Source organism: Patulibacter americanus DSM 16676, assembly GCF_000420025.1.
GTDB classification, from domain to species: Bacteria; Actinomycetota; Thermoleophilia; order Solirubrobacterales; family Solirubrobacteraceae; genus Patulibacter; species Patulibacter americanus.
The window spans coordinates 209,667-235,831 of record NZ_ATUD01000001.1 but is presented as its reverse complement, the minus strand read 5'-3'; the positions used below and the strand labels follow the sequence as shown (position 1 = coordinate 235,831).

General features: G+C 74.3%; 28 protein-coding genes. 18 read left to right on the top strand and 10 right to left on the bottom strand.

Translation table 11 applies throughout. The features are described from left to right. Positions 1-70: 70 nt before the first annotated feature. The 3 genes from F593_RS0101135 to F593_RS0101120 all read right to left on the bottom strand — a co-directional run bounded on the left by F593_RS0101135 (position 71) and on the right by F593_RS0101120 (position 1,980). Positions 71-343 carry a GlsB/YeaQ/YmgE family stress response membrane protein gene (locus tag F593_RS0101135; RefSeq protein ID WP_022926927.1) on the bottom strand — a complete coding sequence of 91 codons (273 nt, stop codon included), beginning with the start codon at positions 341-343 and terminating at the stop codon, positions 71-73. Positions 344-612: 269 nt separating this feature from the next. Then, the gene (locus tag F593_RS29060; RefSeq protein WP_022926925.1) at positions 613-786 is read right to left on the bottom strand and encodes a CsbD family protein; all 174 of its coding nucleotides are present in this window, start codon (positions 784-786) and stop codon (positions 613-615) included. A gap of 144 nt (positions 787-930) precedes the next feature. Further along, positions 931-1,980: an NAD(P)-dependent alcohol dehydrogenase gene (locus F593_RS0101120; protein WP_022926924.1), complete on the bottom strand. Its 1,050-nt coding sequence runs from the start codon at positions 1,978-1,980 to the stop codon at positions 931-933. Positions 1,981-2,153: 173 nt separating this feature from the next. On the opposite strand from F593_RS0101120, the gene F593_RS21435 reads away from it, so the two are divergent. Further along, a complete protein-coding gene (locus tag F593_RS21435) occupies positions 2,154-2,780 on the top strand; it encodes a DUF1707 SHOCT-like domain-containing protein (protein WP_022926923.1) in 627 nt (208 codons plus the stop codon). A gap of 569 nt (positions 2,781-3,349) precedes the next feature. On the opposite strand, the gene ettA is transcribed toward F593_RS21435, so the two are convergent. Both ettA and F593_RS0101105 read right to left on the bottom strand, forming a co-directional pair. Next, a complete protein-coding gene (gene ettA / locus F593_RS0101110) occupies positions 3,350-5,002 on the bottom strand; it encodes an energy-dependent translational throttle protein EttA (RefSeq protein WP_022926922.1) in 1,653 nt (550 codons plus the stop codon). Positions 5,003-5,139: 137 nt separating this feature from the next. Next, positions 5,140-5,754, bottom strand: a complete 615-nt coding sequence (locus F593_RS0101105) for an ATP-dependent Clp protease proteolytic subunit (RefSeq protein ID WP_022926921.1) — start codon at positions 5,752-5,754, stop codon at positions 5,140-5,142. A 119-nt stretch (positions 5,755-5,873) separates the two neighbouring features. Here F593_RS0101105 and F593_RS0101100 point away from each other — a divergent pair, with 119 nt between their 5' ends. Both F593_RS0101100 and F593_RS0101095 read left to right on the top strand, forming a co-directional pair. Further along, positions 5,874-6,347, top strand: a complete 474-nt coding sequence (locus F593_RS0101100) for an SRPBCC family protein (RefSeq protein ID WP_022926920.1) — start codon at positions 5,874-5,876, stop codon at positions 6,345-6,347. Beyond that, positions 6,344-6,700, top strand: coding sequence for an ArsR/SmtB family transcription factor (locus F593_RS0101095; protein WP_022926919.1), 357 nt, complete (start codon positions 6,344-6,346; stop codon positions 6,698-6,700). The genes F593_RS0101100 and F593_RS0101095 overlap by 4 nt, the downstream gene beginning before the upstream one ends. A gap of 208 nt (positions 6,701-6,908) precedes the next feature. On the opposite strand, the gene F593_RS30510 is transcribed toward F593_RS0101095, so the two are convergent. After that, positions 6,909-7,220: a hypothetical protein gene (locus F593_RS30510; RefSeq protein ID WP_022926918.1), complete on the bottom strand. Its 312-nt coding sequence runs from the start codon at positions 7,218-7,220 to the stop codon at positions 6,909-6,911. 154 nt (positions 7,221-7,374) lie between these two features. Here F593_RS30510 and F593_RS0101085 point away from each other — a divergent pair, with 154 nt between their 5' ends. From F593_RS0101085 to F593_RS0101050, 8 genes are all read left to right on the top strand, one after another. After that, on the top strand, positions 7,375-8,661 hold the full coding sequence (locus F593_RS0101085; RefSeq protein WP_022926917.1) for a tetratricopeptide repeat protein: 1,287 nt from the start codon (positions 7,375-7,377) through the stop codon (positions 8,659-8,661). Positions 8,662-8,801: 140 nt separating this feature from the next. Continuing rightward, positions 8,802-10,169, top strand: coding sequence for a glycerophosphodiester phosphodiesterase (locus F593_RS21430; protein WP_245540762.1), 1,368 nt, complete (start codon positions 8,802-8,804; stop codon positions 10,167-10,169). Between the two features lie 200 nt (positions 10,170-10,369). Beyond that, positions 10,370-10,762, top strand: a complete 393-nt coding sequence (locus F593_RS0101075; protein ID WP_022926915.1) for a luciferase domain-containing protein — start codon at positions 10,370-10,372, stop codon at positions 10,760-10,762. Positions 10,763-10,793: 31 nt separating this feature from the next. Next, the gene (locus F593_RS21425) at positions 10,794-11,405 is read left to right on the top strand and encodes a TetR/AcrR family transcriptional regulator (RefSeq protein WP_022926914.1); all 612 of its coding nucleotides are present in this window, start codon (positions 10,794-10,796) and stop codon (positions 11,403-11,405) included. Between the two features lie 74 nt (positions 11,406-11,479). Then, positions 11,480-12,655: a glycosyltransferase gene (locus F593_RS0101065; protein ID WP_022926913.1), complete on the top strand. Its 1,176-nt coding sequence runs from the start codon at positions 11,480-11,482 to the stop codon at positions 12,653-12,655. An 88-nt stretch (positions 12,656-12,743) separates the two neighbouring features. Continuing rightward, complete coding sequence (locus tag F593_RS30710; RefSeq protein ID WP_022926912.1) at positions 12,744-13,679, top strand: endonuclease NucS domain-containing protein; 936 nt, start codon at positions 12,744-12,746, stop codon at positions 13,677-13,679. A 45-nt stretch (positions 13,680-13,724) separates the two neighbouring features. Beyond that, the gene (locus tag F593_RS0101055; protein WP_022926911.1) at positions 13,725-14,405 is read left to right on the top strand and encodes a phenylalanine--tRNA ligase beta subunit-related protein; all 681 of its coding nucleotides are present in this window, start codon (positions 13,725-13,727) and stop codon (positions 14,403-14,405) included. A 74-nt stretch (positions 14,406-14,479) separates the two neighbouring features. Continuing rightward, complete coding sequence (locus tag F593_RS0101050) at positions 14,480-15,181, top strand: hypothetical protein (protein WP_022926910.1); 702 nt, start codon at positions 14,480-14,482, stop codon at positions 15,179-15,181. A gap of 15 nt (positions 15,182-15,196) precedes the next feature. Here F593_RS0101050 and F593_RS0101045 read toward each other — a convergent pair whose 3' ends face one another. Further along, positions 15,197-15,868, bottom strand: coding sequence for an MBL fold metallo-hydrolase (locus tag F593_RS0101045; RefSeq protein ID WP_022926909.1), 672 nt, complete (start codon positions 15,866-15,868; stop codon positions 15,197-15,199). A 33-nt stretch (positions 15,869-15,901) separates the two neighbouring features. Between F593_RS0101045 and F593_RS0101040 the strand changes: the two genes are divergently transcribed. Together F593_RS0101040 and F593_RS0101035 are read left to right on the top strand one after the other, a co-directional pair. Continuing rightward, positions 15,902-16,672 carry a crotonase/enoyl-CoA hydratase family protein gene (locus F593_RS0101040; protein ID WP_022926908.1) on the top strand — a complete coding sequence of 257 codons (771 nt, stop codon included), beginning with the start codon at positions 15,902-15,904 and terminating at the stop codon, positions 16,670-16,672. Between the two features lie 46 nt (positions 16,673-16,718). Beyond that, a complete protein-coding gene (locus tag F593_RS0101035) occupies positions 16,719-17,936 on the top strand; it encodes an acyl-CoA dehydrogenase family protein (protein WP_022926907.1) in 1,218 nt (405 codons plus the stop codon). Between the two features lie 59 nt (positions 17,937-17,995). Here F593_RS0101035 and F593_RS21420 read toward each other — a convergent pair whose 3' ends face one another. Then, positions 17,996-19,447 (bottom strand): aspartate aminotransferase family protein, encoded by a 1,452-nt coding sequence (locus F593_RS21420; RefSeq protein ID WP_084629216.1) that lies wholly within the window; start codon positions 19,445-19,447, stop codon positions 17,996-17,998. Between the two features lie 170 nt (positions 19,448-19,617). Here F593_RS21420 and crtI point away from each other — a divergent pair, with 170 nt between their 5' ends. From crtI to F593_RS0101010, 4 genes are read left to right on the top strand one after another with little or no spacing between them, the layout of a single operon-like run. Beyond that, complete coding sequence (gene crtI / locus F593_RS0101025; protein WP_022926905.1) at positions 19,618-21,084, top strand: phytoene desaturase family protein; 1,467 nt, start codon at positions 19,618-19,620, stop codon at positions 21,082-21,084. 27 nt (positions 21,085-21,111) lie between these two features. Continuing rightward, entirely contained in the window at positions 21,112-21,990 is an 879-nt protein-coding gene (locus F593_RS27540; RefSeq protein WP_022926904.1) for a phytoene/squalene synthase family protein, read from the top strand. Continuing rightward, a complete protein-coding gene (locus F593_RS21410; RefSeq protein WP_022926903.1) occupies positions 21,987-22,754 on the top strand; it encodes a carotenoid biosynthesis protein in 768 nt (255 codons plus the stop codon). The genes F593_RS27540 and F593_RS21410 overlap by 4 nt, the downstream gene beginning before the upstream one ends. Then, on the top strand, positions 22,751-24,184 hold the full coding sequence (locus F593_RS0101010) for a phytoene desaturase family protein (protein WP_022926902.1): 1,434 nt from the start codon (positions 22,751-22,753) through the stop codon (positions 24,182-24,184). Before F593_RS21410 ends, F593_RS0101010 begins: the two co-directional genes overlap by 4 nt. 44 nt (positions 24,185-24,228) lie before the next feature. Here F593_RS0101010 and F593_RS27535 read toward each other — a convergent pair whose 3' ends face one another. Continuing rightward, positions 24,229-24,819, bottom strand: a complete 591-nt coding sequence (locus F593_RS27535; RefSeq protein WP_157251451.1) for a hypothetical protein — start codon at positions 24,817-24,819, stop codon at positions 24,229-24,231. After that, positions 24,819-25,547, bottom strand: coding sequence for a hypothetical protein (locus F593_RS21400; protein WP_022926900.1), 729 nt, complete (start codon positions 25,545-25,547; stop codon positions 24,819-24,821). Before F593_RS21400 ends, F593_RS27535 begins: the two co-directional genes overlap by 1 nt. A gap of 2 nt (positions 25,548-25,549) precedes the next feature. On the opposite strand from F593_RS21400, the gene F593_RS0100995 reads away from it, so the two are divergent. Next, a complete protein-coding gene (locus F593_RS0100995) occupies positions 25,550-26,143 on the top strand; it encodes a glycerol-3-phosphate acyltransferase (RefSeq protein WP_022926899.1) in 594 nt (197 codons plus the stop codon). Positions 26,144-26,165 lie beyond the last annotated feature (22 nt).

Here is a 26,165-nt window from a genome sequence, read left to right as displayed (position 1 = left end):
GCCGTGTCATGCCGCTGTCCGGCGATGGTCGCCGGGAGCGAGGGGGCCGGCGACGGGCGCCGGCCGGGTGCTACGCGTGGTTGCGCTTGCGACCGCCGACGACCATGCCGTAGACGAAGAGGAAGAGCAGGGCGCCGACGATGGCGATGATCCACGTCTTGATGTCGAAGATGCCGTCGAGCTCGCCGAAGCCGATGGCGGAGGCGATGAGGCCACCGATGATCGCGCCGACGACGCCCACGATGAGCGTGCCGATGAGGCCGCCCGGCTCGGGGCCGTTGTTGATGGCGCGAGCGATAAGTCCGGCGATGAGACCGATGACGATGAAGCTGATGATGCCCATGGGGGATCCCTTGCTGGAGTTCGGGCGCTGCGACCGCAACGCCCTCTGCATCTCGCCTACCCCCGCGAAAATCCCAGCAAACACCGGGGTTTCACCGACGACCGTTCGGGGGGTCGTCGCGAAGTACCTCCTGACCGCCGTCGTGTGAGCGCGCGCACGCCAGCGCGAGGGCGGAGGGCAGGGTCCCGAAACGGCGAGGGGGCCGGACGTCCGCCCGGCCCCCTCGCCCCGCTTCGGTGCGGCGCCGCCCGTGGGGCGGCGCGCGCCGGCTACTTGCCGGTGAGCTTGTCCTTGACGCCGTCGACGGCGTCGCCGACCTTGTCCTTCACCTTGCCGGCGTTCTGGTCCGTGCGGCCCTCGTTGCGGAGCTCGTCGTTGTCGGTGGCGGCGCCCGCGGTCTCCTTGACCTGGCCCTTGAGCTTGTCCGTCTTGCCGTCGGTCATGCGGTTCTCCTCGGTCGTGTGCGGGGCGTGGCGGCGACCTCGTCGCTGCGTGCCCTACACGACCCCTACCCGGCCGTCCGCCCACGCACGCACACGTCGAGGCGAGTGGCGGCCGGACGTCAGGATCGTGACCGAGGTCGTCCCCTATCGCCCGTGGGGCGTGATCACCGCGCGGCCCGAGAGCTCGCCGGCCTCGAGGCGCCGGTAGGCCTCGAGCGCGTCGTCGAGGGCGTAGTACTCGTTCTCCGGGACGATCTTCCCCGCGCGGTAGAGCGCCACCACCTCGTGCAGCTCCTCGATCGTGCCCCAGTAGGTGCTGGTGAGCTCGGTCTCGTACGGGACGCCGTAGAAGTTCCAGTCGTAATGGCCACCGGCGATGCCGACGACGGTGATGCGCGAGCGCAGCGCGGCGACGGCCGCCGAGAGCTGGATCGTGGGGGCGGCCCCGACGAAGTCGAAGACCGCATCCACGCCCTTGCCGCCGGTCAGCTCGCGGATCGCCGCGGCCTGCCCCTCGCCGCCGGGGACCGTGAGGGCGCCGGCACGTTCGGCGCGGGCCATCGCGTCGGGCTTCGTGTCCGTCGCGATCACCGTCGCCCCCGTGATGGCCGTGAGGATCTGCACGGCGATCTGCCCCAGGCCGCCGAGACCGATCACCAGCGCGTGCCGACCGCCGCCCGCGAGGTGCGGCAGCGCCAGCTTGATGGCGTGGTACGGCGTCAGGCCCGCATCCGACAGCGGCGCGGCGGCGACCGGATCCGCGTCGCCCAGCGGCACGAGGTTGCGCGCCGGGACGGCGACGTACTCGGCCATCCCGCCGTCGCGGCCCAGACCGGAGGCCAGGTACGGCATCTCGGCCGCGTTCTGGCAGTACGTGTCCTGGCCGCGCGAGCACGCGGCGCAGTGCTGGCAGCCGACGGGGCCGTAGACGAGGAACGCGTCCCCGATCGCGATCCCGTCGACGCCCTCGCCGAGCTCCTCGACCCAGCCCGAGTTCTCGTGGCCCAGCACGTAGCTCGGCTGGAGCTGCGCCGGGCCGTGCTCGGCGTCGAACTCGCGGAAGACCGCGACGTCCGAGTGGCACGCGCCTGCGCCCGCGACCTTCAACAGGACCTCGCCGGGGCCGGGGCTCGGCCGCTCGACGTCCTTCAGCGTCGGGAAGGTCTTCCACTGCTCGAACACCACTGCCTGCATGCTGCACCTCGTTCCGTACGCCCTTGGGACTACTCCTCCTCGAAGTGTCGCACCGGCGGCCGGGCCCCCCGCGCGCACCGGCGACCATGGCCCCGCCGCGGTGAGACCCGGGCGAACGCGACTCGGCGGGGAGGCGCGGGGAGGGGAGGCTTCACCCGGGATACGATCGGCCCATGGCGAGCCAGGACGACCCAACCGGTGCCCCGATTCGCGCGTCCGACGCCGAGCGCGATGGCACCATCGACGTGCTGCGTGATGCGTCGGCCGAGGGACGGCTGACCTTCGAGGAGCTGGCCGACCGCATCGAGGCCGCCACGACCGCGACGACGCGCGGCGAGCTCGAGCGGTTGACCGCCGACCTCCCCGTCGATGCCCACCCGATTCCCCGCGGATCGGGCGCGGCCGGCGGTGCCGCGGTCGTCGCGCCGGTGAACGAGTCGACCGTGTTCGGTGACGTGCGCCGCTCGGGCCCGTGGCGGGTGCCGGACAGCAGCCGCTTCTCCACACTGTTCGGCGACATCGAGCTCGACCTGCGCGAGGCCGTTGTCGGGCAGGCGCGGGTCGAGATCGACGCCGGCACCGTCTTCGGCGACGTCACGCTCCTCGTGCCCGAGGGCGTCGTCGTGGAGGTCCGCACGAAGACGTTCTTCGGCGACAGCCGACAGAAGGCGGGCCTGAGCGGACCTCCAGGCGCCACCGTCGTGGTCCTGACGGGCGGCACGTGGTTCGGCGACGTGCGGGTCAAGTCCGAGCGGTTGCGGGAAAGGTTGTTGGGGGGCCTGGGCCGCGCCAGGGGTTGATGGGGGGCCTGGGCCGCGCCAGGGGGCTGGCCGGGCCCGGCCGGGGTGGCCGGCGGGGCGACTGACCGGGGCTTCTCGCGGTGACCGCCGGCGCGGCCCCGGCGGGCGGCACTGCGGGTCCGGGGGTCTGGCCGGGGCCGTTTGGGTTTGCCCGGGGCGACTGACCGGGGCCATTCGCATCGGCTGCCGGCGCGGCCCAGGCAGGCGGGCGCGTGACCGCCGACGGCAACACGTTCGGGCGGCGGACGACGCCGGGGTGGCCGGCGTGGCACGCAGTGCCGGTCATGCTCGCTCCCGCGTCACGGGATGCCGGCCAGCGGCACTCCGAGACGCACCGGCTGGTCTGCCCGGCATCGTCTGACGCGCCGATCCAGCTCCGCACGTCCGACGCCGCCACGAACCCGGGTCGCCTACCGACCCAGGTCGCCCAATGGCCCGGAACGCCCACAAACCCGGACGGCGCCCCGCCTCGGGCGCGCCGGCGCAGCACGGCCTGGGTGCCGGTCAGTGCCGACGCCGGAAGCGCCGGCTGGCCCCGGACAGCGCGCTGGCGCGCCCGAGGCCCTGCCTCACCTGGCCAGCTTCTTGTAGCTCAGGCGGTGCGGGCGGTCGGCCTCGTCGCCGAGCTGGTCGCGGCGGTAGGCCTCGTAGGCCTGGAGGTTGCCCTCGAACCACGTCGCGGTCGAGTTGCCCTCGAAGGCGAGGATGTGGGTCGCGATGCGGTCCAGGAACCAGCGATCGTGGGAGATGACCACCGCGCAGCCCGGGAACGCGAGGAGCCCGTCCTCGAGCGCCTGCAGCGTCTCGACGTCGAGGTCGTTGGTCGGCTCGTCCAGCAGCAGGACGTTGCCGCCGCGGCGCAGGAGCTTGGCGAGGTGGACGCGGTTGCGCTCACCGCCGGAGAGGTTGCCGACCTTCTTCTGCTGGTCGCCCTTCTTGAAGTTGAACGACGCGACGTACTGCCGGGAGTTCATCTCGCGGTCGCCGACCTTGACGTAGTCGAGCTTCTCCGAGATCTCCTCCCAGACGTTGTTGTTCGGGTCGAGGTTGTCGCGCGACTGGTCGACGTAGGAGAGGTCGACGGTCTCGCCGAGCTTGATCTCGCCGGCGTCGGGCTTCTCGATGCCGGTGAGGAGCTTGAAGAGCGTCGACTTGCCGGCGCCGTTGGGGCCGATGACGCCGACCATGCCGCCCGGGGGCAGCGTGAAGGAGAGGTCCTCGAACAGGAGCTTGTCGCCGAACGCCTTGGACAGGCCCTTGGCCTCGATGACGGTATCGCCGAGCCGGGGTCCGGGCGGGATCGTGATGCGCGTCTCGTCCAGGCGCATCGCCGACTGCTCCTTCATCAGCTCGTCGAGGTTGTTCAGGCGGGCCTTCTGCTTGACCTGGCGGCCCTTGGGGTTCTTGCGCGACCAGTCGAGCTCCTCGTTGATCCGCTTCTGGCGGGCCACGTCGGTGCGCTTCTCCATGGCCATCCGCTTGGCCTTGTTGTCGAGCCACCCCGAGTAGTTGCCCTCGAACGGGATCCCGCGGCCGCGGTCGAGCTCGAGGATCCAGCCCGCGACGTTGTCCAGGAAGTAGCGATCGTGGGTCACCGCGACGACGGTGCCCTTGTACGCCTCGAGGTGGCGCTCCAGCCAGGCGACGGACTCGGCGTCGAGGTGGTTGGTCGGCTCGTCCAGCAGCAGCAGGTCGGGGGCCGAGAGCAGCAGGCGGGCGAGCGCCACGCGGCGCTTCTCGCCGCCGGAGAGGTCGACGACGTTCCAGTCGCCGGGCGGGCAGCGCAGGGCGTCCATCGCGTACTCGACCTTCGAGTCGAGGTCCCACGCGTCGGCCGCGTCGATCTCCGCCTGCAGGCGCGCGAACTCGGCGGCCGTCTCGTCGGAGTAGTTCATCGCGAGCTCGTTGAACTTCTCGACGAGGCCCTTGAGCTCGGCCAGGCCGAGCATGACGTTCTCGTGGACGGTCTTGGACTCGTCGAGGTTCGGCTCCTGCTCGAGGATCCCGACGGACGCGCCGGCGGCGAGGGTCGCCTCGCCCTCGAACTCCGTGTCCTGCCCGGACATGATCTTCAGCAGGGACGACTTGCCCGAGCCATTGATGCCGAGGACGCCGATCTTGGCGCCCGGCAGGAAGGACAGGGACAGCTCCTTGAAGACCGTCTTGTCCGGGGGATGCACCTTGGTGAGCTGGTACATCGAGTAGACGAACTGCGAGGACATGCCTCCAACGGTACCGACGTGTGCGCCGTTCCCGTGCGTGCATCGCCTCCGGTCCGCCCGGCCGGCGAGCGACGGGCGGGAACCGCGGGCGGGGTTGGCGGGCGGGGGCCCGGTGGACGGGACCCCCCACGGGCGCCTCAGGCGAGCACCGGCGTCCGCCGCGGCGCCCCTCCCCGCTGCTCCAGCACGTGGTCGACGAGTCCGTACTCCCGGGCCTCCGCCGGCGACATGAAGCGGTCGCGCTCGATGTCGCGGTTGACCCGCTCGCGGTCCTGGCCCGTGTGCTCCACGTAGATGTCCTCGATCCGCTCGCGCAGGAAGAGCGCCTCCCGCGCGTGGATCTCGATGTCGGTCGCCTGGCCGCGGAACCCGCCGCTGGGCTGATGGATCAGGACGCGGGAGTTCGGCAGCGCCGCCCGCTTGCCCGGGGTGCCCGCGCAGAGGATCGTGGCGCCCATCGACATCGCGATGCCGCAGCAGACCGTCGTGACGTCGGGCTTGACGTACCGCATGGCGTCGTAGATCGCGAGGCCGGCGTAGACCTCGCCACCGGGGCAGTTCACGTAGAGGTGGATGTCCTTCTCGTCGTCGTCGGCCTCGAGGTGCAGGAGCTGCGCGACGACGAGGTTGGCGACCGCGCTGTCGATCTCGGTGCCGAGGAAGATCGTGCGGGCGTTGAGCAGGCGGGAGTAGACGTCGAACGATCGCTCGCCGCGGGCGTGCTGCTCGATGACCATGGGGACGAGGGGCATGGGGTGGCTCCGGTTCGGGTTCGTAATGCGCAACTTAGAGGTTGCGCTTCGATGGCGACCATACACGCAACCGGCGAGTTGCGGGTAGGGTGGCGGGGACGGACCGCCCCGGAGGACCCATGAGCCCGCAGCCCTGCACCGACCACCCCGAGCCCGCCGTGCGCCGCGAGGTGCTGCTCGACGCCCCCGTCGACGACGTCTGGCGCGCGCTGGCCGACGACGCCGGCCTGACGGGGTGGCTCGCCGACGAGGTCGACCTCGACGTGGCGCCCGGGGCGACGGGCACCGTGCGCGACGCCGGCGGCCCGCTCCGTCCCGTCCGCGTCGACGAGGTCCGCGAGGGCCGGGGGCTGTCCCTCGTGTGGTCCGACGAGGCCGACGTGGAGACGCTCGTCGACATCGCGCTGACGCCGGACGACGCGCCCGGCGCCGGTCGTGGACGCACGCGGGTCGTGGTCGTCGAGCTGCCGGTCGTCGCGGTCTCGGCCGTGTCCGTGCAGGCCGCCCGCGTCCTGGTCGGCGCCCCGGGCGGGGGCGCGCCGTCGGCCACCGCCTCCGCGTCGGCGGGCCGGGTGCTCGCCGGCGTGCGATGACGTCCGCGCCGAGCCCCGGACGGACGGACGCGGGCACGGGGCGCGACGCCGCGGTCGGCGCCGTCTTCGCCGCGCTCGCCGATCCGACCCGGCGCGCCGTGCTGCGCGAGCTGGGCTCCGCGTCGACCGTGACGGCCTCCGCGATGGCGGAGGGGATGCCCATGACCCGACAGGCGCTGACGAAGCACCTGCGCGCCCTGGCGGACGCCGGGCTCGTCGTCGCGACCCGGTCCGGGCGCGAGACGCACTACCGGGCGGTGCCCGGGGCGCTCGACGACGCCGTGGGCTGGATGGTCGACGCGGGCGCCCGCTGGGACGACCGTCTGGAGCGCCTGCGCCGCCGCGTGGAGTGATGGGGGGGGCGGGTCGCGCCAGGGGTGCAGCCGGGCCCGGCCGTTTCGTCCGGTGGAGGACTGGCCGGGCCGGGCGGCCGTGGCATGCCGGCGCGACCCGCCGACGGCCGCGCGGGTCGGGGGTGCGGCCGGGCCCGGCCGCCTCGTCCGGCGGCGGACTGGCCGGGCCGGGCCGCCGTGGCATGCCGGTGCGGCCCGCCGCGGAACCTCAGCGGCGCGCGCGCCGCATCCGCGAGACCAGGAACAGCACGAGCACGAGCAGGAGGAGCAGCAACAGGATCCCGCCGCCCCCGCCGCCGAACCCGCCCCCGCCGAAGAAGATGAACGTGTTCCCGCTGCGCCGGGTGCCGTAGGTGCCGCCGCCGTACCCGGTGCCGTAGCCACCCCCGCGATACCGGCCCCCGCCGTAGCCCGACGACGGCGAGGAGTAGCGGCCCGAGCCGCGGCCGGCCAGTGCCCATGCCTGCTCCGGGACGAACGAGAGCAGCACGACGGCGAGGAAGAGGGACCGTTGACGCATCCGTCGTCGATGCTCCGTGACGAGCACGGTCAAACGGCCCCGCGTCCGGCGCGCGGGGCCTCGCCCCCGTACCACGGATCGCCCGGCCGCGGGGGTTCCCGGCGGGTCACCCGACCGGCCGGGCCGGGGGTCGCGGAGCGGTACCCTCGATGGAGTGGCTGGTTCCGTCTTCGACATCGAGCACGCGCTCGGACTGCTCGAGCTCAGGCCGCCCTTCGGCAAGCGCGACGTGCAGCAGGCACGCCGGTCGCTGGCCAAGCGCTGGCATCCCGACCTGGCCCCGGCCGGGAAGCAGTTCGAGCACGAGCGGCACCTCAAGGGCATCAACGAGGCGGCCGACCGGCTCGAGCGTCTGGCCGAGGACTCCCGCGGCGGCGAGGTCACGGCCAACGCCGTCAAGGTCAACGCCGCCGCGGCCCGTGCCGCGCGCGAGGAGGCCGGACGCCGCGCGTACGAGGCCGAGCAGCAGACCCGCGAGCGCGCGCAGCACGACCCGTTCGGCAGCCGCACGCCGGACCACTCCGTCGTGCACCGCTACGCGCGCTGCGTGAGCTACCCCGAGTGGGGCGTCGGCAACGTCACCGGCGTGTACTTCACGGGCGAGGGCGACGAGATCCTGCAGTTCGCCCGCGTCTCGTTCCACCTGGGCGTGCGCACCGTCCCGGCCGGCACGTTGCAGTTCGTCGACTTCTCCAAGCCCGACCCGGGTGCCGAGCGCGTGCAGCGGTTCATGACCGCGGCGCAGCACGCGATGGCCGAGGGCGAGTTCGCGATCGCCGCCAAGCGCCTGCTCTACGCCCGCGACGCCGACCCGACCGACCCGGCCGTGCTGCGGATGCTGACCGTCGCGCTGCTCCAGGCCGAGGACCTGCCGGCCGCCGCCCGCGCGGTGCGCGACTGGCTGCGCGTCGAGGGCGAGCGGCCCGCGCCGCACCGCTTCGCCGCCCGCATCTACGAGGCGCAGGGCGCGAACCTGCAGGCGGAGGAGTCCGCCCAGCGCGTCGTGCGCCTGACCCCGACGGACGGCGCCGCGTGGGCCCGCCTCGGCCGCCTGCGGCTGCGCCTGCACGACCGGGCCGGGGCGCTCGACGCCCTCGAGCGGGGCATGAAGCTCGAGCCGACCGTCGAGGGCCTGCTCGACCTGGCGCTCGCGGCGCACCTCGCGGGCGACCTCGGCCGGCAGGTCGAGGCCTGCCGCCAGGCGGCGGAGCTCGCCGACGCGGGGGAGGACCCCGACAGCGAGGTCCCCGCGACGGCCGGGCCGTTGCGGGCCCGCGCATGGTCGCGCTACGCCCACGCCTTGGCCCGCACGGACCGCACGACGGACGCGCTCGAGGCCACGGACCGCGCGCTCGAGCTGGCGCCGAAGGACCGCGAGGTCCGTGAGCTGCGCGACCGCCTGCGCGAGCGGGTGCCGCGCGAGCTGCAGGCCACGGGCTGAGCCGGGGTCGCCGGCGTCCGCCGCCGACGCCTGCGCACCCTTCGTCGCGTCGCTCCGCCACCCGCGGGCGGGAGTGGCACCGCCGCGCCGTTCACGGGACGGTGACACCGCCGGACCCTGCGGGGGCTTGAGTGGCGGGGGTGATCCCCCTCACCACTCCTTCCTCCCCCCAGCGCCACCGTCGCCGCACATTCGCGGTCGGCGTCGCCCTCCTCAGCCTCGCCGTCCCGGCGGCGGCCGACGCCAAGGGCAGCCACGGCCACGGCCACGGCCACGGCCACGGCCCGGGCCACGGTCACGGCGCTCGCTCCTGGGAGCGCAGCGCCCCGGACTTCGGCAGCGCACGCAACCGCGCCGTCTACGCCCACCGCGGCGCCAGCGCCTACCGCCCCGAGCACACGATCGAGGCCTACCGCCTGGCCGTGGAGCAGGGTGCGGACTTCATCGAGCCCGACCTCGTCTCCACGAAGGACGGCGTGCTCGTCGACCGCCACGAGAACGAAATCTCCGGCACGACCGACGTGGCGACGCGCCCCGAGTTCGCCGCCCGCAAGACGACGAAGACCATCGACGGCGTCGCCACCACCGGCTGGTTCACCGAGGACTTCACCCTCGCCGAGCTGCGCTCGCTGCGCGCGAAGGAGCGCCTGCCCGCCCTGCGGCCCGGCAGCGTCGCCTACGACGGCAAGTACCAGGTGCCCACGCTCCAGGAGGTCGTGGACTACGCCCGCAAGGCCAGCCGGCAGACCGGCCGCACGATCGGCCTGGTGCCCGAGATCAAGCACTCGACGTACTTCCGCACGATCGGCCTGAACCAGGAGTCGGCGCTGCTCAAGGTCCTGCGCCAGAACCGCCTGGACCATCGCCGCGCGCCGGTGATCGTGCAGTCCTTCGAGGTCGCCAACCTCAAGGAGCTCCACCGCACCTCGCGCGTCCACACGGTCCAGCTGCTCAACGCCACGGGCGCGCCGGCTGACGTCCAGGCCGCGGGCGGCACGACGACCTACGCCGACATGGTCACGCCGGCCGGCCTGCGCAAGATCGCCACCTACGCCGACGCCGTCGCCCCGAACACGAACTGGGTGATCCCGCGCGACCCGGCGACGGGCGCCTCGCAGGCCCCGACGAGCTTCGTGCGCGACGCCCACCGCGCCGGCCTGCCCGTCGTGGTGTGGACCTTCCGCGGCGAGAACTCCTTCCTGCCCCCGGAGCGCCGCAACGGCACCGACCCCGCCGCGCAGGGTGACCTGCAGGGCTACATCACGCAGTTCCTCGAGCTCGGCGTGGACGGCATCTTCTCCGACAACCCCGACATCGCCGCGTCGGCGATCCGGGCGTTCGAGGCGCGCCAGGGCGGCGGCCACGGGCACGGCGGCGGCCACGGGCACGGCGGCGGCCACGGGCACGGCCACGGCGGCAAGGACCGCGACGGCGACGACCGCGGCGGCAAGGGCGAGGCCGGCGGCAAGGGCCGCGGCGGCGAGCGGGCCGCCGCCCTCGTCGGCTGACGGACCGGGGCGCGACGCGGCTCGGGCCCGTCGCGCCCCCGGGCGGTTCTCTCGGCTTGGCGTTGCGGAGGCGACGCGGCTGCGTCCCCGTCGCGCAGAGGTGGTTCGCCGCGCCTGGGCGCTACGCGCGCGCCCTTGACTTCGACCACGCTGGAAGGCCTACGGTCGTCCTCGACCGACGAGCCACGAAGGACCCCGCCATGAACGCCCCCGCCACCCCGACCCCGGACCCGAGCGACGCCGCCCGTGCGCGCCTCGGCGTGCCCGGCGCCAGCGACACCATCACCGCCGAGGTGACCTCGTGGCCCGGCGTGCACACGGCGACGGGCGAGCGCGGGGAGTGGTCCTTCCGGATCGACCGCCGCGAGATCGGTCACCTCCACGGGGACCGCGTGATGCACGCCGCCTTCCCCAAGGCCGTGTGGCGGGAGCTGCACGAAGCCGGCCGCGTCGGCCACCACCCGGTCTTCCCCGGCAGCGAGGGCTGGGCGGCGCGCGACATCCGCGGCGAGGACGACGTGCGCGACGTCATCGCGCTCCTGCGCCTGAACTACGACCGCACGATGGAGCGCCACCCGGCGACGGCCGGCTGAGCGGTTCGGCTCCCCGGATACCATCGCGATCGTGACGCGGCCACGAGGGACCCGGCGTGCCCAGGCGGCCGCGGAGACGCGTCGCCTGGTTCTGGCCGCGGCGCTGGGGGAGTTCCGCCGCTCCGGGTACGCCCGAGCGACCGCGAACGACATCGCCGCGGCGGCCGGCGTCTCCGTCGCCACCGTCTACACGAGCGTCGGCGGCAAGCCCGACCTGCTCGAGACCCTGGTGCGCGAGGGGGTGGCCGACACGCGCGTGCGCGAGACGCTGGAGGCGGTGGCGCAGGCGACGTCCGGTGCGGCCGTGCTGCGGGCAGCGGCGCACGGCACGCGCACGGTCACGGAGTCGCAGGAGGACATCGTGGCGGTGCTGCTCGACAGCGCCAGCGCCGAGCCGCGCATCGGCGCGCTGCTCGTGGAGGTGCGCGCGGCCTACCGCGGCGCCCTGGACACCTGCGCCACCCGCCTGGTCGAGCTCGACGTCCTCCGGGACGGGGTGGGGGCCCAGGAGGCGTCCGCCGCGCTGTGGTTCCTCTTCGGGCTCGGGTCCTGGCCGCGGCTCACCGAAGACATCGGCTGGTCGTACGACCGGGCCGAGGAGTGGCTCGTCTCGGCGGCGGAGGCGGCGTTGCTCCGCCCCTGACCGGCCTCCGTCGATGTGGCTACCGCCATTCCCTAGTCGAATGACCTAACCATCAGAACGTTATTCTGGTGAGTATGCGGATCCTCTTCTCCACCAACCCCGCGGTCGGGCACCTCTTCCCCCTGCTCCCGCTCGCCCGGGCCTTCGCCCGCCGCGGCTACGACGTCGCCGTCCTCACCTCCGCCGGCATGGCGGGCCTCCTCGCGTCCGAGCCGGTCACCCACCTCGCCGCCGGGCCGATGCCCGACGTGCTGTTCGAGGAGGTGGCGCGGCGCAACGGCACCGACCCCGCCGGCAACCCCACGCCCGAGGGCGTCGGCGAGTTCTTCGCCGGAGCCCGCCTCGACCTCGGGGCCGACGAGGCGATCGAGCGGGCGACCTCGTGGAAGCCCGATCTCGTCGTCGGCGAGATGGTCGACGTGATCGCGCCGCTCGTGGCCGCGACCGCAGGGACGCCCTTGGCCACCCTGGCCTTCGGCCCGCCGTTGCCGGCCCCGCTCCTCGACGCGATCGTCGCGACGGCCGCCCCGCGGTTCGCCGCTCGCGGGCTGACGGCGCCGGCGACGCTGGCCGCGGGGCGGTGGCTGCTCGACACGAGCCCGCAGGCGTTCGGGACCACGGTGCCCCCGGCCGGGACCACGCGCCTCGCCCTGCGGCCCGAGCCCCACCGGGCCGCGGGCGGTTCGCCGGCGCGCGACGGGGCAAAGCTCGCGCCCGGCGCGCGCCCGCGGGTGCTCGTGACCTTCGGCTCGTTCTTCGGGGATGCCGACCTCCTCGAGACCATCGTCGCGGGCTTGCTCGAGGGGCCGGAGGGCCTCGACGCCGAGATCGCCGTGACCGCGGGCCTGGCGCCCGCGCCGGAGTCCTTCCTGGCCTCGAGCGGCGCGCGCGTCGTCCCCTTCGCGCCGCTCGCCGACCTGCTCGAGGGGGTCGACGCCGTCGTGACCCACGGTGGTGCGGGTACCACGCTGGGGACCCTGGCGCGCGGCATCCCGCTCGTCGTCCTCCCGCAGGGGGCCGACCAGCCGGTGCAGGCGGCAGCCGTGGAGCGGGCCGGTGCCGGCATCGCCCTGGCGCCCGGCCGTCCCGACGCCGCGCGGTTGCGCCAGGCCGTCCGCGACGTCCTCGAGGAGCCGCGGTACGCACGGGCCGCGTGGGCGGTGCGCGACGAGATCGCCGCCATGCCCGACCCGGCCGACGTGGCCGACCGGCTCGCCGCGGAGGTCGCCGCCGCGTCGGCGGCCCGCTGAGCGTCACGGCCCCGGTCCGCCGCCCGCACGGGCGGCGGGACCGTCGGGGACCCGACCGTCCGACCTCGGGCGTAGCGTGCCGGAGTCCATGCGTCTGATCGTCGCCCGCTGCGAGGTCCGGTACTCCGGCCGCCTCGAGGCCCTGCTGCCCGAAGCCCTCCGACTCCTGATGATCAAGTCCGACGGGTCCGTGATGGTCCACGCGGACACCGGCGGCTTCAAGCCGCAGAACTGGATGACGCCGCCCACGGTCATCGAGCTCGAGCGCGGCGGGGTGCCCGTCCCGGACGAGGTGGCCTCGGGCTACCCGGACCTGGGCCTGCCGACGGTCGAAGAGGCGCTGGCCGCCGCCGCGGGCGGTCCGTCCGCCATGCCGTCCGTCGGCCCCGTCGACTCCGCGACCCTGATCGACGCGCCCGCTCCGGCCGACGTGCTCGCTCGGACGGACGCCGTCGATCCGGACGCTGTTCCCGCTTCGACGGACGCCGCAGCCCGCGCCGCCGCGGCCGCGGTCGTCGACGAACCGCTCACGAAGATCGTCGTCCGCAAGCGCGCGGGGTCCACGGAGGACCGGCTCGACATCGTCATCTCCGAGGTCGTCTCGGACGTCTTCCACGACATGGGCGAGGCCGCGGCGCTCGAGAAGTCGGGCGTCGAGCGCGAGCTGCAGGAGCTCCTGGCCGACGCGCCGCACCACTGCGGCGAGGGCTTCCGGCTCGTCCGCCGCGAGTGGCCGACGGACATCGGTCCCGTCGACCTCATGTGCCGCGACGACGAGGACGGCTGGGTCGCGGTCGAGATCAAGCGCGTCGGCACGATCGACGCCGTCGAGCAGCTCTCGCGCTACCTCGAGCGGATGCGCGACGACCCCGGGATGGGCGACATCAAGGGCGTGCTGGCGGCGCAGTCCATCAAGCCCCAGGCCCGTGTGCTGGCGGAGTCGCGGGGGCTCGGCTGGGTCGAGGTCGACCTCGACGTGCTCCGCGGCGACCGTGAGCCGGCACTCCGGCTCTTCGACCTCTAGCCCCCTCCCGCCGATGCGCCCCGCCCCTGACGATCGCCCTCCCGCGTGACGTCGCGGGGCGACTCGGGGGAGGAGCCCGAGCCCGAGGGCGCGCCGGCGCTGGGCTGGATCGCCGCGGACGTCGAGGACGAGTTCCCCGAGCTCGCCCTCGTCACGGTCGACGTGCCCTGCCGCGCGGTGCGCACCGCGCCCTGGGTCGTCCACCGGCTCACGCAGCTCGCCAACCGGATGACCGGTGCCTACGCGCTGCGCGTGCGGACCCTGCCCGTGCCGGCCGCGCACCGGGCGTTCCACCGCCAGCTCGGCCTGGATCCCGACGTCGACCGCCCGCCGCTCGAGGAGGCGGTCTTCCGGCGGCTGTGGACGGGCGGGTTCGTCCCCGCCGGGATGCCCGCCGACGCCCTGCTGATCGCGCTGCTCGAGACGGGCGTCGGGGTGTGGGCGGTCGACGCCGCGCACGTCGAGGGCGAGCTCGGCGTGCGGACGAGCACGGCCGGCGAGACGCTCGGCGTCGGCCGGGCGGCGACGGCGCTGGGGGAGGGTGAGCTGATCGTCGCCGACGCGTCCCGGCCCCTCGCCCGCCTGCTCGTGCCGCCGCCGGCCACGTTCGCGGTGACGCCCGACACGCGCCGCGCCGTGCTCTACGTGCTGCAGGTCCCGGGCGTTCCGGCGATGGCCGTGCAGGAGGCGCTGAACACCGCAAGGGACCTGCTGCGGATCGCCTGACGACGGGTCCCGCTTGGCGTGGCCCGTACACGCTGGTACGGTCGGGCTCCGGGCGGCGCACCCCCGGAGCGACGATGCGGACGACCGACGAGCGGCAGAGCACGCAGTCCCCGGCCCACCCCGGTGCCGCCGATCCGCTCGCGCGCGCCCTGACCCCGACGGCTCCCGCCCCGGGCAGCGGCCTGGACCGGGACGAGCGCCAGGCGCGTCAGGCGCTCCGCCGGCAGATCGCCCGGCTCGAGCTGCGGCTCGCCGAGGCGGTCGCCCTGGACCTCTCCCGCGGGGCCCGCGGACGCACGGTCAGCGACGTCGTGGAGCCAGAGCGTCACGCCCTGCCGCGGCTCCTCGGACTCGGAGCGCTCGAACGGCGCCGCGACGAGCTCGTCGCCCGCCTGGCCGAGGTCGACGGCCGGCGGGAGCGGGAGCGCGAGAACCGTGAGCTGCTCGCCGCGATGTACCGCGACCCGCAGGCGCACCGCGGCGTGCGCCTGGAGACGGCGGACCTGGCCGAGCGCGGCTGCCGCGTCTACGAAGTGCGGCCCCGCTTCGGCCTGATCGGACTGCTCGGCGGCTGGTGGCGGGTCAAGGTCTCCTCCGGCTGCCCGTTACCGCGTCGCCGCCCCGCGGCGCACCCAGACTTCGCGGGCGGTGAGGCCCGCGCCACCGACGGGCGGCCGAGAGGCCGCCCGTCCTGCGTCCGGGGCGGTGCCCCCCGGTCACCTGGCCGGCGTCCGGCGCTCTGTGGGGCGGTTGCCCTCATCGTCCTCCTGCACTGAGGGGGCGGCGGGCCCTCAGTCCTGCGGCAGCCGCCCGGCGAGCGTCCGCAGCTTGGACGCCGCGTTGGTCACGGGCGGTCCGTGGCCTACGAGTACGAGGCGCGGTTCCAGGTCGGCGATGCGGCGGATGGACCGGCGGTTCTCCACCGGGTCGGGCGTGAACATCTTCGGCGGCTCCTGCAGGCCGGGCCGGGTGGTGGCCAGGCTCATGCTGTTGATGACGTCGCCGCAGATCAGCACGCCGTCGTCCTCGCGCCAGAGGCTGATGTGGCCCGCGCTGTGCCCCGGGGTGTCGAGGACGACGAAGCCGGGGCCGACCTCCTCGCCGACGGTCAGCGCGGCGGCCTCGGGGACGGCGTCGAACGACGCGTACGTCTTGCTCGCCCGGCGCAGCGCCTTGGGGACCTCCATGGCGACGTCCCCGGAGTGCAGGTCGGGCAGGTCGCGGGCGCCGGCCCGGACGGGCACGCGCAGCGCGTCGACGACCTTGCGGGTCCCGCCGGCGTGGTCGACGTGCGCGTGGGTGATGACGTGCTCCGTCACGACCCGCCCGCGCACGGCCGAGAGCACCCGCGACCCCTGCCAGGCGAAGCCGGCGTCGACGAGCACGGGGCCCACGAGGTAGGCGTTGACGGCCGAACGGGGGGCGAGTGGGAGGTGGAAGACGTCCACGGCGACCTCGCGCATGACGTCACCCTACCGTCGGTCTACGCTGCGCCCATGACCGCCGAAGACCCCGTCCTCGTCGATCGCCGCGGCGCGGTGCTCGTCATCACGATGAACCGCCCGGACCAGCGCAACGCCGTCAACAAGGCGATGTCCGACGGCATCGGCGCCGCGATCCGCGAACTCGAGGGCGACGACGGGCTGACGCTCGGCGTGCTGACGGGGGCGGGGAAGGGCTTCTGCGCCGGGATGGACCTGGCGGCCTTTGCCCAGGGCGAGCTGCCGTTCGACCCCGAGCGCGGGTTCGCCGGGATGGCGCAGCAGCGGCCCGCCAAGCCGGTGATCGCGGCCGTCGAGGGGTTCGCCGTGGCGGGCGGGCTCGAGATCGCGCTCTGCGCCGACCTGCTCGTGGCGGCGCGCGACGCGAAGCTCGGCATCCCCGAGGTCAAGCGCTCCTTGGTCGCGGCGGGCGGCGCGTTGCGACGGCTGCCGGAGCGGATCCCCATGGGCGTGGCGATGGAGATGGCGCTCACGGGCGACCCGATCACGGCGGAGCGGGGCTACGAGGTGGGGCTCGTCAACCGCGTGACGGAGCCGGGCGAGGCGCTCGACGCGGCCCTCGCGCTGGCGGAGCGCATCGCCGGCAACGGCCCCCTCGGCGTGGCGGCGAGCAAGCGGATCCTCCAGGCGCAGGGCGACTGGGCGGAGGACGAGTTCTGGGAGCAGCAGGGCCCCATCGCTGGCCCCGTCCTGATGTCGGAGGACGCGCGCGAGGGTGCCCGGGCGTTCAAGGAGAAGCGGGAGCCGGTCTGGAAGGGGCGCTGAGGCGCCGCTTGCCCCGGTGGCGGGGCGTGGGCGATAGCGTCGGGCCATGGACTTCGCACCGACCGCCCGCTCCGTCGAGTACCAGGAGCGGCTGCAGGCGTTCATGGACGAGCGGGTCTACCCCGCCGAGCGCGTCTACGACGAGCAGATGCACGCGGCGGGCGATCCGCACCACCAGCCCGCGATCCTCGAGGAGCTGAAGGCCGAGGCCAAGGCCGCGGGGCTGTGGAACCTCTTCCACCCGCACGACACGGAGTGGGGCCCGGGCCTGAGCAACGGCGAGTACGCGCCGCTGGCCGAGATCATGGGCCGCGTCCACTTCGCGCCCGAGGTCTTCAACTGCAACGCCCCGGACACCGGCAACATGGAGGTCCTCGAGCTCTTCGGCACCGAGGAGCACCGCGAGCGCTGGCTCACGCCGCTGCTGCTCGGCGAGGTTCGCTCCGCGTTCGCGATGACGGAGCCCGATGTGGCCTCGTCCGACGCCACGAACATCGCGATGCGGATCGAGCGCGACGGCGACGAGTACGTGCTCAACGGCCGCAAGTGGTGGACGAGCAACGCGCTGCACCAGAACTGCCAGGTGATGATCGTCATGGGCAAGACCGCCCCCGACGCCGCGCCGCACAAGCAGCAGAGCATGCTGGTGGTGCCGATGGACACCCCCGGCATCACCGTCGTCCGCGGCCTGCCCGTCTTCGGCTACCAGGACCGTGAGGGCCACGCCGAGGTGCGCTTCGACGACGTCCGCGTGCCCGCCTCGGCGATCCTGAAGGGCGAGGGGGAGGGCTTCGCGATTGCCCAGGCGCGGCTCGGTCCGGGCCGCATCCACCACTGCATGCGCTCCATCGGCGCGGCCGAGCGTGCGCTCGAGCTGCTCTGCCGCCGCGCGCAGGAGCGGGTGACCTTCGGGAAGCCGGTCGCGGACAACGCCAACGTGCAGGACTGGATCGCGGAGGGCCGGATCGAGATCGAGATGATCCGCCTGCTGGCGATGAAGACGGCGTGGCTCATGGACACCGTGGGCAACAAGCACGCTCGTACGGAGATCGCGGCGATCAAGGTCGCGGCCCCGCAGGTCGCGCTGAAGATCATCGACCGGGCGATCCAGGTCCACGGTGGCGGGGGCGTCTCGGACGACTTCCCCCTGGCGATGATGTGGGCCCACCAGCGGACCCTGCGCCTGGCGGACGGCCCGGACGAGGTCCACAAGCGCACGATCGCCAAGTTCGAGCTGCGCAAGAACCCGCCGGCGGGGGCCTGAACGGTCGCCGCCCGCGGGATGCGCGGGCGGCGGGTGACTCGGGGTGCTTCGGGTGGGCTCTAGCCCAGCGCGGAGACGGTGCCGGCGCGGACGTCGTGGCCCGCGGTCGAGGACGTCGAGCTGTGCACGCGCTCGGTGGCCTCGGTCAGGACCTCGCCGAGGATCCCCGTCATCTCGTCGAAGATGGCCTGGTCGGCGACGAGCGGCGGGGAGACCTGGATGACCGGCTCGCCGCGGTCGTCGGCGCGGCAGATCAGGCCGGCGTCGAAGAGGCGGTCGGAGAGGAAGTTCTGGAGCAGATCCTTGCCCTCCTCGCCCGAGAAGCCCTGCTTCGTGTCCTTGTCCTTCACGAGCTCGAGCGCGTAGAAGAAGCCCGTGCCGCGGAGGTCGCCGACGATCGGGATGTCGAGCAGCGGCTCGAGCGTCTTGCGGAACTGGTCCTGCTCGCGGTGCACGTGCCCGACGACGTCGAGGCGCTCCATGATCTCGATGTTCTTCAGCGCGATCGCGGCCTGGACCGGGTGGCCGCCGAAGGTGATGCCGTGCTTGAACATCACGTCGGCCTCCATGAACGGCTCGGCGACCTTGTCCGAGATCAGCAGCGCGCCGATCGAGGCGTAGGCCGAGGACAGGCCCTTCGCCGAGGTCAGGAGGTCGGGCTGGATGTCGTACTTCTCCGAGCCGAACCAGTTGCCCAGGCGCCCGAAGCCGCAGATGACCTCGTCGGCGCAGAGCAGGATCCCGTACTCGTCGCAGAGCGCGCGGACGCCCTGGAAGTAGCCCTTCGGGGGCGTGAACGCACCACCCGAGTTCTGGACGGGCTCGAGGATGACCATGGCGATGGTCTCGGGGCCCTCGGAGAGGATCCGGTGCTCCATGTCCTCGAGCAGCAGGGCGGTGAACTGCTCCTCGGTCTCGCCCTCGGGGCGGTGGAAGCGGTCCGTGTTGCGGACGTGGCCGACCTGCGGCACGAGCGGCTCGAAGGGGGAACGGATGGACTCGACGCCCGTGATGGACAGGGCGCCCATCGTGGTGCCGTGGTAGGCGACGTCGCGGCCGATGGCCTTCCAGCGCCGCTCGCCGCGCAGGGCGTGGTACTGGCGCGCGATCTTCCACGCGGACTCGACGGACTCGGCGCCGCCGGAGGTGAAGAACACGCGGTTGAGGTTCTCGGGCGCCAGCGACGCGACCTTCTCCGCGAGCTCGATCGCGCGCGGGTGGGCGTAGTTCCAGTTCGTGTAGAACGGCAGCTCGCGCATCTGCGCCGCAGCGGCCTCGCCGATCTCGGCGCCGTGCGAGTAGCCGATCTGGACGGCGAAGAGGCCGGCCAGGCCGTCGAGGTAGCGGCGGCCCTCGACGTCGGTCAGGTGGCAGCCGTCGCCCGAGACGATGACGGGGAGCGGCCGCTCGTTGAAGTCGGCCATCTGGGTGAAGTGCAGCCACAGGTGGTCCTGGGCCGACTTGCGGAGCTCGGCGGCCCCGGCGTGGGAGGGCATCGGGGTGGTGCTCATGCAACTGATACTCGCATCAGTTGCGGCGGAGCGCCAGCGCGGATGCGTCGTGTCCTGACGCGAAAAGGTCGGCAGTTCGTCGCGTCGATGCAGTGGTCGAGCGGGTCGACGGGCGCCCGCGCCCGATACCCGCGGATTCGGAGGGCATACCGCTTGGGTACAGGGACGTCATGAGGATCGCGATCATCGGTGCCGGTCTCGGCGGTCTGGGTGCCGCGCTGCGGCTCCAGGGCGCCGGCCACGACGTGGTCGTGCTCGAGGGCCGCGACCGCCCGGGGGGTCGCGCCTACCAGCTGCAGGACCAGGGCTTCACGTGGGACACGGGCCCGTCGCTGATCACGATGCCCTGGGTGCTGGAGGACACGTTCGCGGCCGCGGGACTCGACCTGCACTCCGAGGTGTCCCTGCGCAAGCTCGATCCCTTCTACCGGATCTTCTGGGGTGGGGAGGAGAACCACCTCGACTTCGTGTCGGACCGCGAGCGGATGAAGGCGGAGATCGCGAAGTTCTCCACGAAGGACGCCGCGAACTTCGACCCGTTCATGGAGGCGCTGCGCCCGATCTACGAGGACGGCATCGTCGGGGCGGGCCGGCGCCCGTTCCTCAGCCCGCTCGACCTGGCGAAGTTCGTGCCCAAGATGGTCGGGATGGGCGCCGCGGTCCCCCTGTGGCGGATGGTCGCCAAGTACTTCGAGCACCCGCGGATCCGCGAGGCGTTCTCGTTCCACTCGCTGTTCATCGGCGGGGATCCGTTCCGCGTGCCGGCGATCTACGGGGCGCTCGTCTACCTGCAGTTCCTCGACGACGTCTGGTACGCCGACGGCGGCGTCTACGCGCTGATCGAGGCGATGGCCCGCACGCTCGACGTCCGCTGCGGCGAGCACGTCACCCGGATCGAGCACTCCGGCGACCGCGTCACGGGCGTCGTGCTGGAGGGCGGCGAGCGGATCAAGGCCGACGTCGTGATCTCCAACGGCGACGTGCTCAAGACGCACGAGCTCGTGGGCCGCAAGCCGCCGCTGCGCAAGCTCGTGCCGACGATGTCGTGCTTCCTGCTGTACCTCGGCACGGACCGCGTCTTCGACCGGCTGCACCACCACACGCTGCTGGTGGGCGACGGCTACAAGAAGTTCATCCACGACGTCACCCGCGGGGGCGACCTGCCCTCGACCTACTCGACCTACGTCCATGCCCCGGCGCGGACGGAGGCGGGGATGGCGCCCGAGGGCGGGGACTCGATCGCCGTGCTGCTGCCGGTGCCCAACCTGCGCACGGGTGCCAAGATCGACTGGGAGCACCAGGCCGACGGGCTGCGCGACGCGCTCGTCGCCGACATGGAGAGGACGTTCGGGCTGGACGGCCTCGACGCCAGCGTCCGCGTCGAGCACCGGATGACCCCGCTGGACTTCGAGCGTGACCTCGGCGCGGCGTACGGCAACGCGTTCGCCGTGGAGCCGACGCTGCATCAGTCGGCCTGGTTCCGCCAGCCCAACCGCGACCGCGGCTTCAACAACCTCTACTACGTCGGCGGCGGAACGCACCCGGGGGCCGGCATCCCGGGCGTGCTCCTCGGCGCCGAGGTCACGAGCGGTCTGATCGCCGCCGACCATCCCGCCCCCCGACGGGTGGGGGTGTAGCGCCCGGTGGTGGATACGGTGGTAAGCGTGCGCGCCAGCGAGCTGCCCGAGGCTCGGGCCACCACCCGCCGCGTGGCGCGGACGTTCGCGCTCGCGTGCCGACTGCTGCCGCGGGCCGTGCGCGACGACGTCTACCTGCTGTACCTCGTCTTCCGCAACCTCGACGACGCCGTCGACGACGGCCATGCGGATGCGCCCGAGCGGCTCGCCGCCGTCGAGGCGTGGTGCGCGGGAGGGGCGCCACGGGGGCGCGAGGCCACGATCCTCGCCGACCTCGCGACGCGACACCCCATCCCGCGCGAGGCGCTCGCCGACTTCTGCGCCGGCATGCGCGACGACCTGGACGGCCGCCGGGTGGAGACGGAGGAGGACCTCGACCGCTACTGCTACCGGGTCGCCGGCACCGTCGGCATCGTGATGGCCCGCGTGCTCGGCACCACGGACGACGAGCGCGCGCTGCCCGCGGCGGCTGCGCTCGGCAAGGCGATGCAGCGCACGAACGTCCTGCGCGACATCGACGAGGACGGCGCGAACGGCCGCGTCTACGTGCCGCGCCGGACCGTCGAGCGCCTGGGATCGCTCGAGCCCGGCCGCCGGGAGCCCGTCCTGCGCGACCAGATCGCCCGCGCCGACGCCCTCTACGAGGAGGGCCTGGTCGGCGTTACGTACCTGCGTTCCGGGGGCCGCGCGATCACCGCCGCGGCCGCGATGTACCGCGAGATCCTGCGCCAGATCGAGCGCGACGGCTACGGCCGGTCACCCGGCCGGGCCGTCGTCTCCGGCCGCCGCAAGGTCGTCGTCGGTGCCTCCGCGCTCGCCCGTCCGCAGCGTGCGGCCGGCAACCCGGGGTCGGGTGGGCGCCCGGGTCCGGGCCGCCCGCACGGCCTGCCGGCGGGACGCCCGTGAGGCGGCGTGGGCGGTCGGCCGACCGCCGCCGCGTCTCGGCGTTCGGGGCGCTCTTCGGCTCCCTCGTCGCCTCGCAGGTCGCCTACTCGCGCCTGCCCGCGCACCGGCTGATCCCCGCCACCCGCGGGATCGTCGGCCTCATGCTCACCACCTCGACGGCCGAGGCGATGGCCTCGCGCGGCCGCGGGCGTGGCGCCGCCCTCGTCGGCAGTGCGGGCGCGCTGGGCTTCGCCGCGGAGCTCGTCGGCGTGTCCACGGGCAAGCCGTTCGGGCACTACAGCTACTCCGGGCAGCTCGGTCCCCGCGTCGCGGGCGTCCCCGTGGCGGCCTCGGCGGCCTGGGCCATGATGGCCCGCCCGTCGTGGACGGTCGCCGGCCTCGTCGCGGGGCGGCATCGCCTGCGTCGCGTCCTGCTCGCCGCGGGCGCGCTCACGGCGTGGGACGTCTTCCTCGATCCCCGCATGGCCCGCGACGGCTACTGGTCGTGGCCGGGCGGCGGACGCTACGAGGGCATCCCGGCGACGAACTTCGCGGGCTGGTTCGTGACCTCGACCGCGGTCTTCGCGGTCTGGTCCCTGCTGGACGACGAGGACGCGGGGCCCGCCGACGACGGGGCGCTCGCGCTCTACGCCTGGACCTGGATCGGCGAGACCTTCGCCCACGCCGCGATCTGGAACAAGCCCGTCGTCGCCGTCGCGGGGGGCACGGCGATGGGCGCGATCGCGGTTCCCGCCCTCGTGGCCCGGCGGCGGATGGCCGCGTGAGCCGCGTCGTCGTCGTGGGCGCGGGGGTCGGCGGGCTCGCCTGCGCGCTGCACCTGGCCCGCGCGGGGCACGCGGTCACCGTCCTCGAGCAGGGCCCGGCTGCGGGCGGCAAGTGCGCGCGGATCGACCGCGGCGGCTACCGCTTCGACGCCGGCCCCTCCCTCCTGACGATTCCCTCCCTCGTGACCGAGCTGCTCGGGGACCGCGTCGACCTGCAGCGCGTCGAGCCCGTCACCCGGTACCGGTTCGCGGACGGCTCCTCCGTCGAGCTCTCGGCCGACGCCCCGACCGCGCACGCCGCGCTCGAAGCGTGGTCGCCGGGGGCCGGCGACGACTGGATGCGCTACCTCGGGATCTGCGCGGCGATGTGGCGCGGCTCCGTCGGGGTGCTGACCGGCCCGCCGCCGTGGCCTCCGCGCAAACCCGCTCCGGGCGCGCCGCCGCCGGATCCGCGCGACCTGCTGCGCGTGCGCCCGTGGCACACGTTGCGCACGCTGGCCCGCGCCACGCTGCGCGACCCGCGCCTGCGGCTGATCGCCGAGCGCGCCGCCACCTACGCGGGCGCCGACCCCCGCCGCGCCCCGGCGGCGCTGGCGGTCGCCGGCTACGTGGAGCACGCCTTCGGAGCGTGGCACGTGCGCGGCGGCATCTACCGGATCGTCGAGGGCCTCGTGGCCGCCCTGGGGGAGCACGAGGTCGACGTGCGTGTGGGCGTGCGCGCCGAGGGCGTGCGGCTGGCCGGCGGCGGTCTGCTGCCGCTGGGCCGCGGACCGCTTCGCGGCCGCGGGCGGGTCGACGGGGTGGCGACCTCGTCGGGATTCGTGCCCGCCGACGTCGTCGTCCACAACGGCGACGCCGCCGGCCGCGGCGAGCGCTCGCTCTCGGGCTTCGCCCTCATGCTGGGCCTGCGCGACGCCGAGCCGGGCCGCCGGCACCACGAGATCCGCTTCCCCGCGGACTACGACGCCGAGTTCGACGACGTCTTCCGCGCCCGGCGTCCCGTGCGGGACCCGACGCTCTACCTGGCGGCGTCCTCCGTGACGGACCCCGGCGAGGCGCCCGCGGGCGGCGAGAATCTGTTCGTCCTCGCCAACGCGCCGCTGCACCGCGTGGCCGGCGGTCCGGACTGGGACGCGCAGGCCGACGCCTACGAGGCCCAGATCCTCGATCGTCTGGCCATCGACCCGGCGCGGATCGCCGTCCGCGCCCGCCGCACCCCGGCCGACCTCGAGCGCGAGACGGGCGCCGTCGGCGGCGCGATCTACGGCCTGGCCCCCCACGGCCGGCTCGGCACGATGCGCCGCCCGCCCAACGCGGTCCCCGGCGTCGACGGCCTGTGGCGGGTCGGCGGGACCACGCACCCGGGCGGCGGGCTCCCGCTCGTGCTGCTCAGCGGCCGGACGGTTGCGCGGGAGATCGGCGCGGCGTAGAACGGACCGGGCCACCGGCGCGACCCCACGACCGGGGCGAGCGGTCAGTACCAGACGACCCGGAACCGCTGGCCCGAGCAGTACCGCCGGAGCTTGGCGCCCTGCACGGAGCCAGAACCGCGGTTCTGCGCCGCGTCGACGTAGGCCACGTCGGCCGAGACCGTCGTCCGCGCCATCGCCATGGGGTACTCGTCGCGGTCGAGGCCCGGCCGCGTCGGGATGCCCCGCAGCAGGCGCGCGCGGCGCGAGGCGGCGCCCGCTCGATGGACGGTGAGGACCCGCGGGCGACCGCGTTCGATCGCCGCCTCCCAGTGGGACCGGACCTCGGGGTAGCGCGTCGACGACAGTCCGACGGACACGACGCGGTCGACCCGGCGGCAGCCCTCGGGGTCGGCGCTCGTCCCGCGGCCGTCGCGGCCTCGTCCCCCGCCACGGTCCTCGGTACCGAGCACGTCGCGCCCCGCGTCGAGCGCACGGTCGGCGAGGGCGCCCGTCGTCAGGCCCCCCACGTCGAGCGGACCGAGCTTGCCCCCGAGCAGCGTCGCGCCGACGACGACCAGGACGGCGAGCAGCGCGAGTCGGCCCGCGCAGCGGCGCGCCGTGCGGACGGGCCGCAGCAGCCCCAGGCCCAGCATCAGGCCGCGGACGGCGGGCCGGCGGGGGCCCCGGTCCCGGCGTCCAGCGGGTCCGTCCCGTTCCACGTGCCCGCCGCGCCGTAGGGGGCGAAGCGCGCGAAGAGCTCCTCGGAGTACCAGCCCTCGTCGCGGGTGCGGCGGACGACCTCGCGGTGGTCCGGACGGCGGTAGGCGTAGCCCTGCACGTCGTCGAGCGTGCGCCACAGCGAGAACGTGGCCTGCCGGGCGACGGGCCACTCGCCCACGCCGACCGACGCCAGGAGCCCCGGCTGGCCGAGCAGGTCGCTCGCGGGGGAGGCGATCGCGCGGTAGAACGGCACGAGCCGGCGCGGCCGGATCGCGGCGCGCGTGAGGACGGCGATCGGCGCGTCGGGATCGGCCTGCTCGCGCGCGCCGGCGAAGAGCTCGCGGCCGCCCCACGAGCCGTGGGCGCGCAGCGGGCGCAGCCGCACGTCGTAGCGCTCGGCGGCCAGCGCGTCCCAGCGGGCGACGATCGGCGAGGTGGCCAGGAACGCGTCGAGCGCGGCCTCGTCGCGCCACACCGCGAACAGCGCCCAGCGACGCAGGTCGGCCGACAGGGTCATCGTCCGGCCCTTCCCGGTGCCGAGCATCCGCCAGAAGTCGAGCCCGTCCGTGCGCCCGAGTTCGGGGCGGTCGAGGCCCATGCGGGAGAGGCCCTCGGGCGCGGAGTCCCGCCGGTAGCGGACGAGGTGGAAGGATGCGAGCACGGATGGAGTTCGTTCTGGCCGCCCTCGTGGGCTACCTCTTGGGGTCCATTCCAGCAGCCTTGCTCGTGGGCCGGGCCCACGGGGTCGACCTGCGCGCCGTCGGCGACCGCAACCCCGGGGCCTGGAACGCGCTGGAGCACCTCGGCGCCCGCCGCGCGTGGCCCGCGTTCGTCGGCGACGGGTTGAAGGGCACCCTCGCCGGCGGTGCCGGCTGGCTCTTGGGCGACCTGGCGGGCGGGTCGGGCGGCGGGCTCGAGTCCGCCGGGCTCGTGGGTGCCTACGTCGGCGTGGCCGGTGCGATGGTCGGCCACGCCTTCCCCGTCTTCGCGCGGTTCCGCGGGGGGAAGTCCGTCATGACGTTCGCGGGCGGCGCGTTCGCCCTCTGCCTGCCCGCCGCGGCGATCGCGCTGGCCGCCTGCGTCGCGATCGCCGTGGTCGCGCGGTCCTTCGGGCTGGGGGCGCGCGTGGCGGTCTTCGGGTTCCCGGCGCTCCAGCTCGCGTTCGAACCGGTCGACGCGGTGATCGCCACGGGCGGGCTCATGTGCCTGATCGGCGCGCGGTTCCTGCTCGGGCGGGTGGGGGCGCAGGCGGGCTAACCCGGCCGTCCGGGCGTTCCCG